Consider the following 16,909-nt stretch of genomic DNA (forward strand, 5'->3'; position numbering starts at 1 on the left):
AAAACAACAATAATCACTGAACACACGCGTTTGTGTTGCTAAACGCGTTCATCCTTGGAGGGATGTATGAATAGCACAATTAAAATTCCATCTTGCTTATTGCTTGCTGCCGTACTTGCAGGCTGCGGCGAAGAAAGCTCTGTCAACGTAAAAGAGGCGCCACTCCCCCCTATTCAAGGGGTTTTTATAGATAGCCCTGTCGCCGGATTGACCTATAACAGCCCGTCTGTGACAAACGGTAAAACGGACAGTAATGGCCAATTTGATTATTTCCGTGGTGAAGCGATCACATTTTCTATTGGTGAGCTGACATTTCCAAGTGTCGCGGCCAGCAATGTTGTCACTCCACTGAGCGTATTCTCTACAGACACCGTATTTCATCCTGCTGTAATCAATAGTTTGCGTTTATTGCAGTCGTTAGATGTGGATGGTGACACCAGTAACGGTATTACCATTAGTGACGCAGCAGCACAGGCTGCCGTAATGGAATTAGCCCAAGGACAAACACCTGCAGAATTCTTTGCCAGTGACGATTTTGACGAAAAGGTAAATCAATGGCTTGCTAACGCTGGGGGAGCAAATACCAGCTTAGTGAGTGCTGATACTGCCATTATGCATTTTGTAGATTTTATTTTTGAGCAGTATAACAGTACACAGCCTCTCGCCTTCACTCCTGCCGACTTCACGGGAACAATTTATAACCCCGTTGTAAAAGGGGCAAAAGCGAGTATTGAAATGTGGCAGTTTATACCTAGTGAAGAAGGAGCAAGCACGGGGTCATTCACTAAGCTAGTCGATGGGAATGAAACGCTTGTTGGCAGCTATGAGTTTCAGTTTGGTAATCGCGTTTTAGTATTAACAACCAGTGAAGGTGATACACCGAGTAAGCATTATTTAATTTCTCGCTCGCACAACACTGTCAATAATACCTTTAGTGTGTGCTCTACAAATGATGCAGCACAGCTTGCAACGTTAGTACTTAGCTGTGATAACAACGATGATGCATACAACAATATTTTAGCATTTGATGAACAGCAAGCCCAAAATGAGCTGGTAAAGCTTAGTGAACTTGCTGAACAAACCGGTCTTGCGTTAAACGAAGAATTCGATACCGACACTGATACATTCTTCTCATCCAGTTATAAGAGCCTCTCTGATGAGCAAGGAAGTGGGCCTCTTTATTTTAAATCTGGCGGCAGTGCCATTATCAATGAATTGGGTCAGCTTGTTTTGGAAGGTGACCGTTTCACAATCGGTAATACCCTACCTGGTAAAGAATCATCGCCAAGCGATACAACGGGTGTGGGGATATACAATTTAAGCGAAGGCTTCACTATTAGCTTTGACGTCATTAGCCATAATGGTGCAGGCTCTCTTTCTTTATACGTTGATAACAATACAACAAGCCAAAGTAACTCTGTGCATGCTGATGCATCAAAGTTTTATGGAAAATCGATTGATGAAACCAACCTGCCTGTCGGACAACGCTTCTCTTATACTTATATACCTGGGCAAGATGTTAATACAGGAACTGAATTAACGCACCCAGATGCACGCGGTATTCTGAGCGCAGATATTAAAAACTCTTACTTTCAAATCAGAACCGATTCAGCCGCCTTATTAGTCATAGATAATCTAAAAATAGAAACAGTTGCGACAGATGTGCCAGAAGTTGTGCCACCTGTTGAACCGCCAATTGATCCACCTGCGACAGGTGAGATTCCCACTGTTGAACTGCCTTACACAAACGATTTTACGACTGTTACTGGTGATATTTTTTCTGTCGACTATCAAAAAATAGTTGATAGTCAAGGTAATGAAGTTCCGATGTTTTCAAAAACTGGAGGATCCGTCACCGTCGTCGAAAACGGCTTAGAACTGGACGGGGGCCGATTCACTTTGGGTAATACCACTGCGGGCGTGGAAACCAGCGAAAATGATACAAACTCAACGGGGGTATTTGATTTATCAAGGCCTTACCAAGTCGTCATGGATATTGTCAGTGCCAGCGATCCTGAAGGTGACAACAAGTTCCAAATCTATGTCGACAACAATACATCAAGTAGCTCTAAATCGATGCACGGTGGTGAATCTCGATTCTTCAACGAGTTAATCAATGACTTAGTTGTTGGCGAAACCTTAGTCGTACCCGGAAAACTCGCTACCAAGAACTCTTTTTTACAATTGCGTACCGAGACAGGCGGTAAAGTAGTGATTAATAATTTACGCATTGAGTACGTTGAAGACCCAAGTATCTTTAAGTGTTCAGATGCACCTGAACTGTATTTTTGTGATGATTTTGAAAGTGGTGATTTGAGCAACTGGAAAATTTTAGCAACGCCTACTAACGTAGACGGTGCCATGGGTGAATTCGATATTTTAAATATCAACGGTAATAACATGATGCGATACACCGCAGGCAACGCAGGCGGTGAACTTATTTTAGCTACAGACGAAGCAATGCAAAATATCCCACAAACAGGTAATTATTTTGTAGAAGCGAAAATTCGTCCTCGTCAAAACAGTACAACAGCAAACAAACAGTTGTATATGATGGCCCGTTATCAAGATACAGGAAACTGGTACGGTGGCGGTTTAAATGTACAAAACTCATCTAGTAGCACGCGAGTAGAAGTTGCTGTCAGCACCGAGGGCTCTATTGCACGCCCTGTTCAGGCAAGTACACCTATTTTACTCGGCGAAAAAGGGGGCACAGAAGACGGTGTTTGGTACACCACCCGTTTTGAATTAATCAATGATCAATTAACCATTTACTTAAATGGTGAAAACTTAGGCTCAGTGAGTGATACAAATTACAGCGCACGTGGGCTAATAGGTTTATTTACTAATAACCGTTCATTTGAATTGGATGACTTAAAAGTTGGCGATCCGACTATCAAACCCATTCAACTCACACTGGATTACAAGGACCCTAACTGGGACACCTCAACGACAGCTGAACCATTAACAATTAATGTCACCGCCATTAAAAATGATGGGGTAACAATTGATGAATTCACAGTGACTTCAACTGATGACAAAATTGTCAGTGTCGATATCAATGGGAGTGTAATTACTCTCACCCCAATGGCGGCCGGTAATGCCACGATTACGTTCGTCTCTGGTTCTGATAGTACCATAACCCGAACAATAGAGGTGAGTGTGGCTGAAGGTTTTGTCATGCCAACAACTGACTATGGCGACTTAGCTGGAAAATTATTTCCTGAAAAAAACAGTGCCAATCAATTTATTGATACGCAATTTAGCCTTACATTTGATAATGAACCAAGTTTAGGCGCTTTAGGTGAAGTACGTATTTATAAAGTCAGCGATAACAGTTTAGTCGATACCCTTACCGTTGGTAAAAACATTGACCACATTGGTTTTGCTGGACAAGCTAAAGTTCGCTCTGTTTACTACTATCCACTACAGCTAAATGGGAACACGCTCACCATTAAACCACGCAATAATACCCTTGAGTATGGACATACATACCGTGTTGTAATTGGTGATGATGTCGTGGTTGGTGCAATGCTAAATGGTCAAGAATTTAGTGGCCTAGGTGATAACAGTCAATGGGACTTTGTCACTAAAGTAAGCATGCCTGCAGGTAATCAGCTGCTCGTTGATGATGAAGGTGCGGCAGACTTTAGAACTGTGCAAGGTGCACTTAATTTTGCTATGCAGTACTTGGGCAAAGATGAGCACACCACTGTCTCCATAAAAGACGGCATCTATAACGAACTGTTATTTTTACGCGATAAAAACAACCTCACTATTCAAGGTGAAAGCCAAGAAAACACCGTTATTCAATATGAGAATTACGAGTCTATGAATGGCGGCACGGGTGGCAGTGCACCTATTAGCACAGGAACACCTAACGGAGGTAGAAGTGTGTTTTTAGTAGAAGGTGTCGACATGCTGACCCTTAATAATCTCACCCTTAAAAATACGCATATTCGTAATAAAGTGGATTCGAACCAAGCAGAAACTATTTATTTCAATAGCCCGTACCGCCTAGTTGCGAACAATGCCCGCTTTAAAAGTGAACAAGATACCCTCCTGTTAAAAGGATACTCATGGTTCTACAACACGCTTGTTGCAGGGAATGTTGATTTTATTTGGGGTTACCCAACAACGGCGTTATTCGAGAGTTCAGAGATCCGTACAATCGGTGATTCAAAAGACGGTGATCCTTTAACTGACTCAGCGGGTGGCTATGTTTTACAAGCGCGTGTACCTGTAGAAACAGACCCTGGTTTTATTTTCTTGAATAGTCGATTCACACATGGTCCTGGCCCCATTGGCAATGATGTTTTAGATAACTCAACATACATTGCAAGAAGTGGAGGCAGCGATACATACTTTGATAATATAACCTTAATAAACAATAGGTTTGATACACATATCGCTAAAATTGGCTGGGCTGTTCAAGGTGTAAATAATCAACCTGCTCCTAACCCTAGCGTTGCCACAGCAACCAGTGGTTGGCGCGAATATGGCAGTATGGATTTAGACGGTAATCCACTTGATTTATCTGAACGCGAAGGTGGCTATATTCTTTCAGATTCAGAAGTCAGCGAGCTGCTAGACCGCGAAAACATTTTTGCAGATTATAACGACGGTCAAGGATGGAGTCCAAAACCACTTGCTATTCCTCAACTACCGGATGAGCCTGTCAGCATTGCGCCAATCAATCCTAGTCGAGGGTTTGCAGGGTATAACTATAATATCACCGGAGGTGAAGGCGGTACTGTTGTTACTGTTGATAATGGGGCTTCATTAAAAGCAGCCCTAGCACAAGCGAAGTCTTCAGCATCCGCTATTACTATCTATGTTGATGGTGTAATCACAGATGCTAACAGTGGCGGTGATAATAAATCTATTGAAATTAAAGATATGAATAATGTCTCAATTATCGGTGTGGCTGATAGAGGTGAGTTTAATGGGATTGGCATTGCTATTCGCCGCGCTAACAACATTATCATCCAAAACTTAAAAATTCATGAAGTACTCACTGGTGGTAAAGACGGAATTTCAATTGAAGGTGATGAAAACGAAACAACAGCAAACATTTGGATTGACCATAATGAGTTGTATTCTTCGCTCTCCGTGGATCAAGACTATTATGATGGCTTAATTGACTCTAAGTCGGGTGCTGAGAACATTACCATTTCTTACAACTATATACATGATAGTTGGAAAACTTCATTACATGGCCATAGTGACAATGACGACAGCAGTAATAAAAACCGTCATATCACCTTCCATCACAACCGCTTTGAAAATATTGTCTCTCGGGTCCCTTTATTTAGGTTCGGTAATGGTCATATTTTCAATAACTACTATAACAATATCACTTCAAGTGCAATTAATTCACGTATGGGAGCTGAGCTACACATAGAGAATAATTACTTTGAAAATACCAAGAACCCTGTGGTTTCTTTTTATTCAGCACAGATTGGTTATTGGAACACATCAGGTAATTATCTAGGCGAAGGCATTACATGGAGTGATGCGGCAGATGGGGATGTACGAGCAGAAGTGACTGAAAACGGCATGACGCCAACCAGCTCATATAAAGCACCTTATGAATATACGCTTACGCCTGTAATGGATGTTAAAGCACATGTACTTGCTCATGCAGGTGTTGGTAAGCTGGATCAAAGTGATTTAAACATTCCTGATATTCAGTCTCCAACGGAGCCTCCTATACAAGAACCACTTGGATTGCCTTTTACTGAAAACTTCTCTGCTGCTAATACTGATGAGTTTTTTAGTAACAGCTATCGTGATATTTCAGGAGCTGCGGGTAACGAACAAGCGCTGTTCTACCGTGTAACAGGTAATGTTGACGTCGCTGGCGGACAGTTAACAATGACTGGCGCTAGAATTAGCATTGCTAACACAACCCCAAGTACCAGTACGACAGGAAATGACACCGAAACAACAGGCTTGCTTGATTTATCAAACAACTACCAAGTAACGTTCAAAGTTGCAGCGGTGGCTGGAAACACAGCCAAAAACTTTCAAATTTATGTCGATAACAATACTTCGGGTAGTAGCAATTCAATTCATGGCACTGCGTCTAAGTTTTATTCTGTGCCGCTGTCTGACTTAACAGCAGGCCAAACTTATACTGTGGATGGACTCGTTGCAACCAGCACTTCATTCATCACCATAAGAACGGAAAGTGAAGCGACTATCACATTGGATGAAATAAGCATTCAATAGTGCATTTCGCATTACGCTATAAACCTCGCAATTGCGGGGTTTATTTTTTTATAAAGAAAATTTGATAAAAATAGACAAGTATATTGAAAGGAAATGGCGGTGACGGAGAGATTCGAACTCTCGATACGTTGCCGTATACACACTTTCCAGGCGTGCTCCTTCAGCCACTCGGACACGTCACCTAAAGCGTTAACTGATTAACGCGGCGTTATAGTATGAAAACAACCCTACATACGCAAGGGGTTTTTAAAATAGCTAACTTAAGTGGCTAGTAAACAAACAAAAAAGGCAAGGTATGTACACCTTGCCTTTCATTTCTATCGCAACAATTCTTAGCGTTGTAGTGTCGCAGAGAACTCTAACATGCGATTAAGCGATTTTAACGCGCCTTCGCGTAAGTCCATATCAACAAACACTTCTTTGCCTTGTGGGTCTGTTAGGGCTTCTTCAATCGCTTTTAAGCCGTTCATAGCCATCCACGGGCAATGTGCACAGCTTTTACATGTTGCGCCTTCACCGGCTGTAGGTGCTTCAAAGAATTCTTTCTCTGGGCATAACTGCTGCATTTTATAAAAAATACCGCGGTCTGTCGCCACGATGAACTTTTTGTTGTCCATGGTTTGCGCAGCTTTAATTAGTTGGCTTGTTGAACCAACAGCATCAGCAAGGGCAACAATCTCAGCAGGTGACTCTGGGTGTACTAACACCGCTGCATCTGGGTGTAGGGCTTTCATGTCCTTTAACGCTTTGGTTTTAAACTCGTCATGAACGATACACGCGCCATTCCACATAATCATATCGGCACCGGTATTCTTTTGAATATAAGAACCAAGGTGCTTGTCTGGACCCCAAATGATTTTTTCGCCTTGCTCATCTAAGTGCTCAACGATTTCAAGCGCACATGATGAGGTAACAATCCAATCGGCACGTGCTTTTACCGCCGTAGAGGTGTTAGCGTACACCACTACTTTACGATCTGGGTGTTGATCACAAAACGCAGAAAACTCTTCAATTGGGCACCCTACGTCTAATGAACAGGTCGCAGCCAAAGTTGGCATTACAACTGTTTTGTTTGGCGTTAAGATTTTTGCTGTTTCGCCCATAAAACGCACGCCGGCGACAACAATAATATCCGCATCGTGTTTAGCACCAAAACGTGCCATCTCTAACGAGTCGGCCACACAGCCGCCTGTTTCTTCAGCAAGTGCTTGAATTTCAGGATCCGTATAGTAATGGGCAACAAGAACTGCATTCTTGTCTATTAGTAATTGTTTAATACGTGCTTTGTACTCAGCTTGCTCATCTTTTGATAACGGCGCTGGCTTTGGAGGAAAGATATAATCCTCAGGCATAATTTGTTCAGCTAGACTCATTTCTCGACCACTTAGTCCACAGTGCATTCATGGCGCGAATTATACGAGAATATAACTCTAAAGAACAGTATTGCTGAGTGCTGTTAAAGATAATTAAGGGATAACTTAGATAAAAAAGATAAATTAAGCGTGGTGGGTCATGATGGACTTGAACCATCGACCAATGGATTAAAAGTCCACTGCTCTACCAACTGAGCTAATGACCCGCTCTGATATGTAATGCGTAAATCCGCCGATATGCATGACCATTCAAAAAGAATGGTGGGTCATGATGGACTTGAACCATCGACCAATGGATTAAAAGTCCACTGCTCTACCAACTGAGCTAATGACCCGCTCTTGATATGTGATGCGTAAATCCGCCGATATAAATAACCATTCAAAAGAATGGTGGGTCATGATGGACTTGAACCATCGACCAATGGATTAAAAGTCCACTGCTCTACCAACTGAGCTAATGACCCGCTCTATTACTTACTAAAAGCTATACGTAAATCCGTCGATTTTAGATTACCATTCTAGAAAGAATGGTGGGTCATGATGGACTTGAACCATCGACCAATGGATTAAAAGTCCACTGCTCTACCAACTGAGCTAATGACCCGCTCTATTGCTTATTAAAAGCTGCGTAAATCCGCCGATATTAACAGTACCATTCAAAAAGAATGGTGGGTCATGATGGACTTGAACCATCGACCAATGGATTAAAAGTCCACTGCTCTACCAACTGAGCTAATGACCCGCTCTGCTGCTTATTAAAAGCTGCGTAAATCCGCCGATATGTAACTGTACCATTCAAAGAATGGTGGGTCATGATGGACTTGAACCATCGACCAATGGATTAAAAGTCCACTGCTCTACCAACTGAGCTAATGACCCGCTCTGTTACATTATTAAAGCTGCGTAAATCCGCCGATATCTAAAAGTATACCATTAAAAATAATGGTGGGTCATGATGGACTTGAACCATCGACCAATGGATTAAAAGTCCACTGCTCTACCAACTGAGCTAATGACCCGCTCTTTTAGCCGCATTTTGGCTGTTGTTACCAATCGCCTGCTGCGGGCGCTTATAATACTTATTTAAATGCTGAGTGCAACAGAAAATATCTCTTTTTTTAAGTTTTTATGTCTAGTTGCCTAATTTTAGACCGCTTAAGTCAAAAAGCAGTCTAATCAGGTCAAATCTACAGTTGCGACAGACGTTCTGTGGCTAATTTAGCAGCGGTTGTACTTGGGTACTGATTAATTAAATCATTAAAGGTTTTAAGGGCTTGTTCGCCTAAACCTTGATCAACAAGTAAGTTGCCTAACTTCAACATAGCATCAGGACGTTTATTCGAATTCGGAAATTCATTCACAACCACTTTAAAGTGTTTAGTTGCAGCAGCGGGATCGTTTTGAATTGTTAAAAGCTGCCCTAACCAATAATGCGCGTTTGACGCATACACTGAATTTGGATAAGTCGTTAAGAATGTTTGGAACTCAGGTATTGCTTGCTCATAACGCTTATCTTTCATAATTAGCGCCACAGCACGCTCATAGGCTTCATTTTCAGATAAGTCTGAGCTGATAGTCTGTGATGCATTTATATCTGTGTAAGTATTCGTTGGCTGAGTTGCTGCCGCAGGCTGAGAATAGGCCTGACTAACGCGATTCTCAATTTCTTGATAAAGCTCACGTTGACGTTGGAGCACTTTTTCAAGCTTATAGCTTTGCTCTTCAGTAATGCCACGAACCTGACTCACTTCGTCTTGTAATATATTCAACTGCTGCTGAAGCTCAGCTTGCAATAAATTACGTGACTTCATCATGTTTTCTAATGCGATTAAACGCTTCTCTATGCTCGATTGCGAGCTTGCAGCTTCTGAAACAGGAGCGGGAGCAGCCCATAACTGGGTGCTCCCGCTTAAGATCATTGCTGCCAAAATAATTTTCGGCTTCATAATGTCTCTTTCTTAGTAAACTAATACTGCGCGACGGTTTTTAGCGAACGCTTCTTCAGTGCGAGATTTAACCATTGGCTTCTCTTCACCATAGCTCACTACCGACATTTGGCTAGCAGAAACACCTAAGCTTTGTAGATATTTTTCTACTGCTTGACCACGGTGCTCACCTAATGCGATGTTGTATTCAGGCGTACCGCGCTCATCTGCGTGACCTTCGATTAGTACTTTAACTGAAGGGTTTTGTACTAAGAACTCAGCGTGTGCTTGTAGAAGCTCAGCGTATTTGCTTTGGATTTTAGCGTTATCAAAACCAAAGTAAATGATTTGTTCTTGACGTAACGCTTCGTATTTTTCACGAAGTGCTTCTTCAGCTTGTTGCTCTGGAGTAAGCGTTGCAACTTCAACTGTATCATTGTTGTTTGCTTGCTCAACCGCACCTTGGTTTGTTTGGTTTGCAGCACCTTCGTCAACACCTGAAGAAGAGCTACATGCTGCTAAAGTCATCACTGGCACAGCAATTAGCAGGCCTTTTAAAGTTTTATTAAGTTGCATTGAATTGATTCCTATATTGAGTAAACCAGTAAAATTACTGTAAATAAGGCGACCAAGCCGGTGCCTTAACTTGTCCGTCTAGCACAGGTAAGCGTGCTTTAAAGCGACCATCCATAGAAACTAACGCTAACACCTGTTTATTATTATGAAGCGTGCTGTAGATAATCATCGAGCCATTGGGTGCAATACTCGGCGATTCATCTAGGCGTGTTCTCGTTAATACTTGGAACGCACCTGTAGCTAGCTCTTTCTTAGCAAGATGGTATTGACCGTTTGTACGGTTCACCATCACTAATTCTTTTCCATCCGGTGAAACCGAACCTGCTAAGTTCATGTCACCATCAAAGGTCATTCGTTTTGACCTACCTGTTTGCAAATTTAACTTATAAATCTGAGCATTACCACCCCTTTCAGAGGTAAACACGATATCTTGACCATTTGGAAACCATGATGGTTCAGTATCTATACTGCGGTGATTTGTAAGTCGAGTTTCTTTGCGTGTTGCAAGGTCTAATAAGTACACTTCTGTTGCGCCATTACGGTCTTTTGATAGCACTAACAGTAGTTTTTTACCATCAGGAGAAAACTGAGGCGCACCATTAATACCAGGGTGACTGGTAATTAGTTCGCGTTTTCCTGTATATAAGTCTTGAATGTAAATTTGGCTTTGGCGATTTTCAAACGTTACATACGCTAACTTAGTCCCATCTGGCGACCACGCTGGTGACATAAGCGGCTCTTTAGAGCGAAGCAACACTTGCTCATTAAAGCCATCATAATCAGCAACCACCAATTGATAAGGTTTAGCGTCATTTTCACGCACAATGACATAGGCAATTTTTGTTAAAAATGCGCCTTTTTCACCCGTAAGAGCTTCGTAAACCACGTCGCTGATACGGTGTGCGTACCGACGAAAACCATTTTCACCAATAACACTTTCTCGTGCATCTAAAATATGATCTTGGCTTTTAACCAACTTACCGTTGCTCATTAATTGTGTTTCGCCGCCCGTAATTTGGCCACGAATCACATCAATAAGTTCATATTTAACACGGTAACGGCCATTAGGTTGTTGCTCTACCTCACCCACTAACACAGCCTCGACACCTTTATTAACCCACGCGCCGTAATCAACATCTGAATCTTTAGCAGGAAGCTGAGGCATGGTATTAACGTCGATCGGCTTAAATTTTCCGCTGCGCATTAAATCGGCAGCAATCACTGAACTTAACTTTTCAGGGATAGGACCCACACCTTGATATTTAAAAGGCACAACCGCAATTGGGCGCGCACCATCGATACCATCGGTGATCACGATTTCTAATGCAGCACTGGCAATGCCATGAAAGCCCAGTAATACAATAAAACATGCTGTTTTTATCTGGTTAAACATATCATTCCTTTAAAATTGAGGCGCTATTGTTAAATTAATATTTTTTAATTGCTCAAATACTTCACGATCTGGTGAAACAGGTAGCGTGTCAGCCATACGCACTGCGCGCATCGCAGCTTCGCACACTAACGTATCTCCACCCAATGATTTAACTTGGGTCACCAAACCATTAAAGCCAAGGCGAATATTAAGGCGACATTCTTTGCCTTTCATCTTCTCATCTTTTAAGAAGTTTTGCTGAATACGCGCCATAATTAACGCTTTATATTTCTCAACTTCGCCAACAACCTGCTGCTGACGCACTTTATCACGTGCAGCCTGTTCTGCAGCCAGTTGCTCTTGGAGCATTTGCTCTTGCAATGCCTGCTGACGCTTACGCTCTGCTTCAGCCTCTTTGCGTTTACGTTCAGCTTCAGCTTCTGCAGCTTTACGCTTGCGCTCTTCTTCCGCTTTTTTCAATGCTTCTTCTTCGGCTTTACGCTTCTGTGCTGCGGCTTTTGCTGCTGCTTCGGCTTCTTGCTTTTGTTTTTCAGCTTGCTGCGCTTTAGCACGTTCTTTCTCTTGAATTTCACGCGCTTTCTTTGCTTGAGCTTCAGCTTCGGCTTTTTCTTTCTCTTTCGCACGACGCTGCTGTTCTAATTTTTTCAGACGGCGGTCTTCAGCTTCACGTTGCTTACGCGCGTCATTAGCACGACGCTCTAAATCACGAATACGTTTTGCTTCTGCTTGCTTTTTAGCTTCTTCTTGCTTTTTTAGCTCGGCAATCTTTTGCTCAACCTTCTGCTGATCAACCGTGACGGCTGACACCGCTTTTTCAGGCTCAGGTAATGCAGGGTTTAAAGTCACCTCCATTACTTTTGGTGCTGGCATATGAAAATTGGCTGTCGCCACTAATAAACCTGCAATTGCCAAGTGCAAAAGAACTGATTTTATTACTGATGCACCCATAACTAGCCTTTATTCCCCTCAAACGATTCGGTCATAAGGCCAACTGAAGGCACCCCTGCATTTTTAAGAAAATCCATTAACAACAGTACTTCTTGATAAGATACACGACCTGAACCTTTGATCATAACCGGAGTATCGGGATTTTTTTGCAACTGTAATTTAATCACAGCAGCGACGTCTAATGCTTCCATCGGTGCTTCTGGGTCAGTGCCGATACTGACATAATACTTACCTTCAGCGTCAATTGACGCAATGATAGGCGGTGTATCTTTTGTATCGACAAGATCAGATTCTTCCATTTTTGGCAAATCTACTTTCACCCCATGAGTAATTAATGGGGCTGTTGCCATAAATATAATAAGTAGTACCAACATAACATCAATGTAAGGTACTACGTTTATCTCCCCTACTGGGCGACGTTTTTTACGCTGATACATTCGCTTTTGCCTCTATTTGCGTAGCTGCTTGGCGGTGTAAAATATTGGCGAACTCTTCCATGAAGTTAATATAATTACCTTCCAGCTTTTCTACTTTATTTGCAAAACGGTTGTAAGCAATAACGGCTGGAATTGCCGCAAATAAGCCCATTGCAGTTGCAATAAGTGCTTCGGCAATGCCCGGTGCAACCATTTGTAATGTAGCTTGTTTCACTTCACCTAGTGCGATAAATGCATTCATGATACCCCATACAGTACCAAATAAGCCGATATAAGGACTAATAGAACCAACGGTCGCCAAAAACGATAAACTAGATTCTAATTTTTCAACTTCACGCGACAAAGCAACACGCATTGAACGATGCGTGCCTTCCATAACGATACTGGCACTTTGGAACGTATTTTTTTTGTGGCGTGCAAATTCTTTAAAACCGGCAACAAAAAGAGCTTCAACGCCCGAAGCTCCGCCTGGGCGGGCAGACACTTCATTATATAATTTACTAAGATCAACACCTGACCAGAACTTTTGCTCAAAACGCTTTGCGCCATTTAATGCATCAGAAATCGCTTTTTTACGTTGAAAAATAATTGCCCATGACATGACCGACATACCCACTAATGCCAACATCACTAATTGGACAAGTACACTGGCTTCTAGAATAAGATCTAAAAAGTTAAGCCCTGATCCCACGTTAAACTCCTAAAATAGATTTCTATATAATTTGTTATATTTTTTACACTTGCATTTATTGACCACAAACTTGGCCAAAAGTTACATCTAGTGTATCTAGTCAATAATGAACTGACAACGCTCTTGCTGTGAAATAGCGGCAAATAACGGTGAAAAGCACTCAGCTTAGCTATTTTTTGCTCACAATCCTTTAAAAACTTATTTTTGCTATGTTTTCACTGCAAAAATGAGTACCACCATTAGGCAACTAAAAATATAGCAAAACCTCATAAAACACGGCGTTTATTCATATTTTACGCATAAACACCCAAAACATGTTTTGCAAATCTACTACAGAATACTTAAACTAATCCTGAACAATGTTTGTTGATATTATAAAAATCATTTTATTCATAAACTTAAAGTAAAAACACTCAATAAGTGAACAAAAAGAAAACAAACCAACAAATCACTCACATTAGTTTTTTTTATCTGAAAATTAAATTTTTCTAGTTTGAAGAAAAATCCACCATTGCGTATCATTTCCCCATACCGAGCTGCAACCTTTGAAAGTTTTTTCATTAAGCTCCGTTTTTTGCAATATGAAGTTTCGTATTGCACTTGGTTGACTTAAACAGGATAAAACCTCTTTAAGAAAACCGTAGTTCCCTGGATTACTTCCTTCAACTTGTTGTTTGCCCGCATGCTTATGCGGGCTTTTTTTTGCCTGCACAAACGTCAATGAGAATACCTACAGATAACTTAACAGCATGTGAATTACAGATGTTAAAATGAGACCATCAATCGTGGTTTGTGGTTTGTGGTTTGTGGTTTGTGGTTTGTGGTTTGTGGTTTGTGGTTTGTGGTTTGTGGTTTGTGGTTTGTGGTTTGTGGTTTGTGGTTTGTGGTTTGTGGTTTGTGCAAAATAAATCCACATTAACCTAAGGCAAGCTTTTTATATTTAATCGCTACAGTAACCCCCGCTCGATCCACCTTCTAATATCTACCTTCTAATATCTACTTTCTAGTATCTACTTTCTAATATCTAAAAACTAAAAACCCCGCTAAGCGGGGTTTTGTTATTTATCTGGGGTAAGACCAAAATGAAGGTAGGCAATATCAGAAACGAGTCGCCCTCTGGGCGTGCGTTGAATAAATCCTTGTTGAATTAAAAATGGCTCAATGACATCTTCAATAGTCTCTTTTTCTTCGCCAATGGCAGCCGCTAAGTTATCGAGACCAACAGGGCCACCCATAAACTTTTCAATGATGGCAAGAAGGTATTTTCGGTCCATGTAATCAAAACCGCTTTTATCAACATCGATCATATCAAGTGCTTGTTCAGCGACTTCGGCATTTACTTTACCGTCTGATTTAACTTGCGTGTAATCTCGTACTCGGCGCAAAAGTCTGTTTGCTATTCGTGGTGTACCGCGTGAGCGTTTAGCAATTTCAACGGCGCCTTCGTCACACATGATTAAATCTAAATATCGAGCAGAGCGGGCAACAATTTTTGATAAATCTTCAACCGAATAAAACTCTAAGCGTTGCACAATGCCAAAACGATCTCGTAATGGCGATGTTAACGAGCCAGCACGCGTTGTAGCCCCTATTAATGTGAAAGGCGGTAAATCGAGCTTAATTGATCGTGCCGCAGGACCTTCACCAATCATAATATCGAGTTGATAATCTTCCATTGCGGGGTAAAGTATTTCTTCTACTTGTGGACTTAAGCGGTGAATTTCATCAATAAACAGTACATCGCCTTCTTCAAGGTTAGTTAATAGCGCGGCTAAGTCGCCCGCTTTTTCAAGAACCGGCCCTGAAGTCGTTTTAATGTTTACATTAAGCTCATTCGCTACAATATTAGCCAGTGTTGTTTTACCCAAACCCGGCGGACCAAAAATGAGTAAATGGTCTAACGCTTCACCACGATGACGAGCGGCTTCAATAAAAATTTCCATTTGTTGCTTAACATGCGGCTGGCCTGTGTAGTCGTTTAATAGTTTTGGACGTATTGCACGATCGACACTGTCTTCATTACTTTGTTCACTCGCATCAATTAAGCGATCTGCTTCAATCATGGTGTACTCACAACATTGACTTTAGAGCTTCTTTAATAAGAACCTCTGTTGTCATACCTGGTTTATTTACAGCTTTAACCGCTTTTTGCGCTTGCGGTAGTTTATAGCCTAAAGATTCAAGTGCTGAAACAGCATCATCCGCAGCATTATTCGCTACTAGCGTATCATTACTTGCAGGCTCAATAATGGCATTATCGCTAAATGGTGTGAATAAGTCATTACCCCAATTTTTTAGCCTGTCTTTCATTTCAAGTACCAAGCGCTCTGCAGTCTTTTTGCCCACCCCAGGCAGTTTAACCAAGGTTGTCGCATCTTCATTGTTAACACAACTAACAAACTGCTGCGCCGACATGCCCGACAAAATGGCAAGGCCAAGTTTAGGGCCTACCCCATTTGCTTTTAACAGCTCTCTAAATAAAGCACGTTCAGTTTTATTATTAAAACCAAATAATAACTGTGCGTCTTCGCGAACAACAAAATGAGTATAAATAACCGCTTGTTCACCCACATTGGGTAAATCATAAAAACAGGTCATTGGCATTTGCACTTCGTAACCGACACCACTTACCTCTATAAGTATTTCTGGTGGCTGCTTTTCAACAAGTAACCCGTTTAATCGACCTATCATATTACTTCCTTAATCGTCCTCTTACGGTTTTGCTCGCGCTGCCCGCAAGTTTAATTAAATTTTGTTCTGAGTGAGCATGGCAAATGGCAATTGCTAACGCATCGGCAGCGTCGGCTTGCGGGGTTCCCGGCAGTTTTAGAATATTTTTAACCATATGCTGTACTTGCGATTTATCGGCACCACCATTCCCCACGACCGCCTGTTTTATTTGTCTGGCTGAGTACTCAAATACGGGCAACTCTGCCATTGACGCACCGACTATGGCGGCCCCTCGGGCTTGACCAAGTTTGAGTGCTGAGTCAGGATTATGTGCCATGAACACTTTTTCAATGGCAAAATTATCCGGCGAAAACTGTTCAATTAACTGGCTAACACCTTGATAAATCATTTTTAAGCGTATAGGAAAGTCGTGATCAGCAAGCTTTATACAGCCACTCCCTAAATAAGTAAATTTAGTACCTTGGTGGGCTATTACCCCATAACCTGTTAATCGTGAACCAGGATCAATCCCTAAAATAATCGCCAACTAACTGACCCATCTATAAAATCATCATCTGCATTTAATAATGCCAGAGCACTGTATAAATTACCAGTAACTAATTACAGTTCATAAAAAATGCCCGCAATTGCGAGCATTTTTT

General features: G+C 41.6%; 12 protein-coding genes and 8 tRNA genes. 1 reads left to right on the forward strand and 19 read right to left on the reverse strand.

The annotated features are described in order from the left end of the window. Window positions 1-66: 66 nt before the first annotated feature. Window positions 67-6,234 carry a pectinesterase family protein gene (locus LPA49_RS00315; protein WP_230235250.1) on the forward strand — a complete coding sequence of 2,056 codons (6,168 nt, stop codon included), beginning with the start codon at window positions 67-69 and terminating at the stop codon, window positions 6,232-6,234. Between the two features lie 94 nt (window positions 6,235-6,328). On the opposite strand, the gene LPA49_RS00320 is transcribed toward LPA49_RS00315, so the two are convergent. The 19 genes from LPA49_RS00320 to ruvC form a co-directional block, all read right to left on the reverse strand. Further along, a tRNA-Ser gene (locus LPA49_RS00320) sits at window positions 6,329-6,416 on the reverse strand. Between the two features lie 150 nt (window positions 6,417-6,566). Then, the gene (nadA, locus tag LPA49_RS00325) at window positions 6,567-7,607 is read right to left on the reverse strand and encodes a quinolinate synthase NadA (protein ID WP_036967789.1); all 1,041 of its coding nucleotides are present in this window, start codon (window positions 7,605-7,607) and stop codon (window positions 6,567-6,569) included. Window positions 7,608-7,737: 130 nt separating this feature from the next. Further along, a tRNA-Lys gene (locus LPA49_RS00330) sits at window positions 7,738-7,813 on the reverse strand. Between the two features lie 53 nt (window positions 7,814-7,866). Beyond that, window positions 7,867-7,942: transfer RNA gene (locus tag LPA49_RS00335), tRNA-Lys, on the reverse strand. Window positions 7,943-7,995: 53 nt separating this feature from the next. Next, a tRNA-Lys gene (locus LPA49_RS00340) sits at window positions 7,996-8,071 on the reverse strand. Between the two features lie 64 nt (window positions 8,072-8,135). Next, window positions 8,136-8,211: transfer RNA gene (locus tag LPA49_RS00345), tRNA-Lys, on the reverse strand. A 62-nt stretch (window positions 8,212-8,273) separates the two neighbouring features. Beyond that, window positions 8,274-8,349 (reverse strand) — tRNA-Lys (locus LPA49_RS00350). A 61-nt stretch (window positions 8,350-8,410) separates the two neighbouring features. Further along, window positions 8,411-8,486, reverse strand: a tRNA-Lys gene (locus LPA49_RS00355). A 64-nt stretch (window positions 8,487-8,550) separates the two neighbouring features. Further along, a tRNA-Lys gene (locus LPA49_RS00360) sits at window positions 8,551-8,626 on the reverse strand. A 168-nt stretch (window positions 8,627-8,794) separates the two neighbouring features. After that, window positions 8,795-9,553: a tol-pal system protein YbgF gene (ybgF, locus tag LPA49_RS00365; RefSeq protein WP_036967786.1), complete on the reverse strand. Its 759-nt coding sequence runs from the start codon at window positions 9,551-9,553 to the stop codon at window positions 8,795-8,797. A 12-nt stretch (window positions 9,554-9,565) separates the two neighbouring features. After that, entirely contained in the window at window positions 9,566-10,108 is a 543-nt protein-coding gene (gene pal, locus LPA49_RS00370) for a peptidoglycan-associated lipoprotein Pal (RefSeq protein WP_036967784.1), read from the reverse strand. 34 nt (window positions 10,109-10,142) lie between these two features. Continuing rightward, a complete protein-coding gene (gene tolB / locus LPA49_RS00375) occupies window positions 10,143-11,501 on the reverse strand; it encodes a Tol-Pal system beta propeller repeat protein TolB (protein WP_036967780.1) in 1,359 nt (452 codons plus the stop codon). A 9-nt stretch (window positions 11,502-11,510) separates the two neighbouring features. Beyond that, window positions 11,511-12,449, reverse strand: coding sequence for a cell envelope integrity protein TolA (tolA, locus tag LPA49_RS00380; RefSeq protein ID WP_036967778.1), 939 nt, complete (start codon window positions 12,447-12,449; stop codon window positions 11,511-11,513). A 2-nt stretch (window positions 12,450-12,451) separates the two neighbouring features. Next, window positions 12,452-12,886, reverse strand: coding sequence for a protein TolR (tolR, locus tag LPA49_RS00385; protein WP_036967776.1), 435 nt, complete (start codon window positions 12,884-12,886; stop codon window positions 12,452-12,454). After that, window positions 12,873-13,577 carry a protein TolQ gene (gene tolQ / locus LPA49_RS00390; RefSeq protein ID WP_036967773.1) on the reverse strand — a complete coding sequence of 235 codons (705 nt, stop codon included), beginning with the start codon at window positions 13,575-13,577 and terminating at the stop codon, window positions 12,873-12,875. The genes tolR and tolQ overlap by 14 nt, the downstream gene beginning before the upstream one ends. A 478-nt stretch (window positions 13,578-14,055) precedes the next feature. After that, window positions 14,056-14,298, reverse strand: coding sequence for a hypothetical protein (locus LPA49_RS00395; RefSeq protein WP_036967770.1), 243 nt, complete (start codon window positions 14,296-14,298; stop codon window positions 14,056-14,058). 337 nt (window positions 14,299-14,635) lie between these two features. Continuing rightward, complete coding sequence (gene ruvB / locus LPA49_RS00400; RefSeq protein ID WP_036967767.1) at window positions 14,636-15,640, reverse strand: Holliday junction branch migration DNA helicase RuvB; 1,005 nt, start codon at window positions 15,638-15,640, stop codon at window positions 14,636-14,638. A gap of 7 nt (window positions 15,641-15,647) precedes the next feature. After that, window positions 15,648-16,268 carry a Holliday junction branch migration protein RuvA gene (gene ruvA, locus LPA49_RS00405; RefSeq protein WP_036967766.1) on the reverse strand — a complete coding sequence of 207 codons (621 nt, stop codon included), beginning with the start codon at window positions 16,266-16,268 and terminating at the stop codon, window positions 15,648-15,650. Window position 16,269: 1 nt separating this feature from the next. Further along, on the reverse strand, window positions 16,270-16,794 hold the full coding sequence (gene ruvC / locus LPA49_RS00410; protein ID WP_036967765.1) for a crossover junction endodeoxyribonuclease RuvC: 525 nt from the start codon (window positions 16,792-16,794) through the stop codon (window positions 16,270-16,272). Window positions 16,795-16,909 lie beyond the last annotated feature (115 nt).

This window comes from Pseudoalteromonas sp. MB41 (genome assembly GCF_020966275.1).
GTDB classification, from domain to species: Bacteria; Pseudomonadota; Gammaproteobacteria; order Enterobacterales; family Alteromonadaceae; genus Pseudoalteromonas; species Pseudoalteromonas lipolytica.

What these genes read in the sequence shown, in the direction of transcription:
- LPA49_RS00315 (WP_230235250.1), top strand. Translation starts at nt 67, where the DNA reads ATGAATAGCACAATTAAAATTCCATCTTGCTTATTGCTTGCTGCCGTA.
- nadA (WP_036967789.1), bottom strand. Translation starts at nt 7,607, where the DNA reads ATGAGTCTAGCTGAACAAATTATGCCTGAGGATTATATCTTTCCTCCA.
- ybgF (WP_036967786.1), bottom strand. Translation starts at nt 9,553, where the DNA reads ATGAAGCCGAAAATTATTTTGGCAGCAATGATCTTAAGCGGGAGCACC.
- pal (WP_036967784.1), bottom strand. Translation starts at nt 10,108, where the DNA reads ATGCAACTTAATAAAACTTTAAAAGGCCTGCTAATTGCTGTGCCAGTG.
- tolB (WP_036967780.1), bottom strand. Translation starts at nt 11,501, where the DNA reads ATGTTTAACCAGATAAAAACAGCATGTTTTATTGTATTACTGGGCTTT.
- tolA (WP_036967778.1), bottom strand. Translation starts at nt 12,449, where the DNA reads ATGGGTGCATCAGTAATAAAATCAGTTCTTTTGCACTTGGCAATTGCA.
- tolR (WP_036967776.1), bottom strand. Translation starts at nt 12,886, where the DNA reads ATGTATCAGCGTAAAAAACGTCGCCCAGTAGGGGAGATAAACGTAGTA.
- ruvB (WP_036967767.1), bottom strand. Translation starts at nt 15,640, where the DNA reads ATGATTGAAGCAGATCGCTTAATTGATGCGAGTGAACAAAGTAATGAA.
- ruvA (WP_036967766.1), bottom strand. Translation starts at nt 16,268, where the DNA reads ATGATAGGTCGATTAAACGGGTTACTTGTTGAAAAGCAGCCACCAGAA.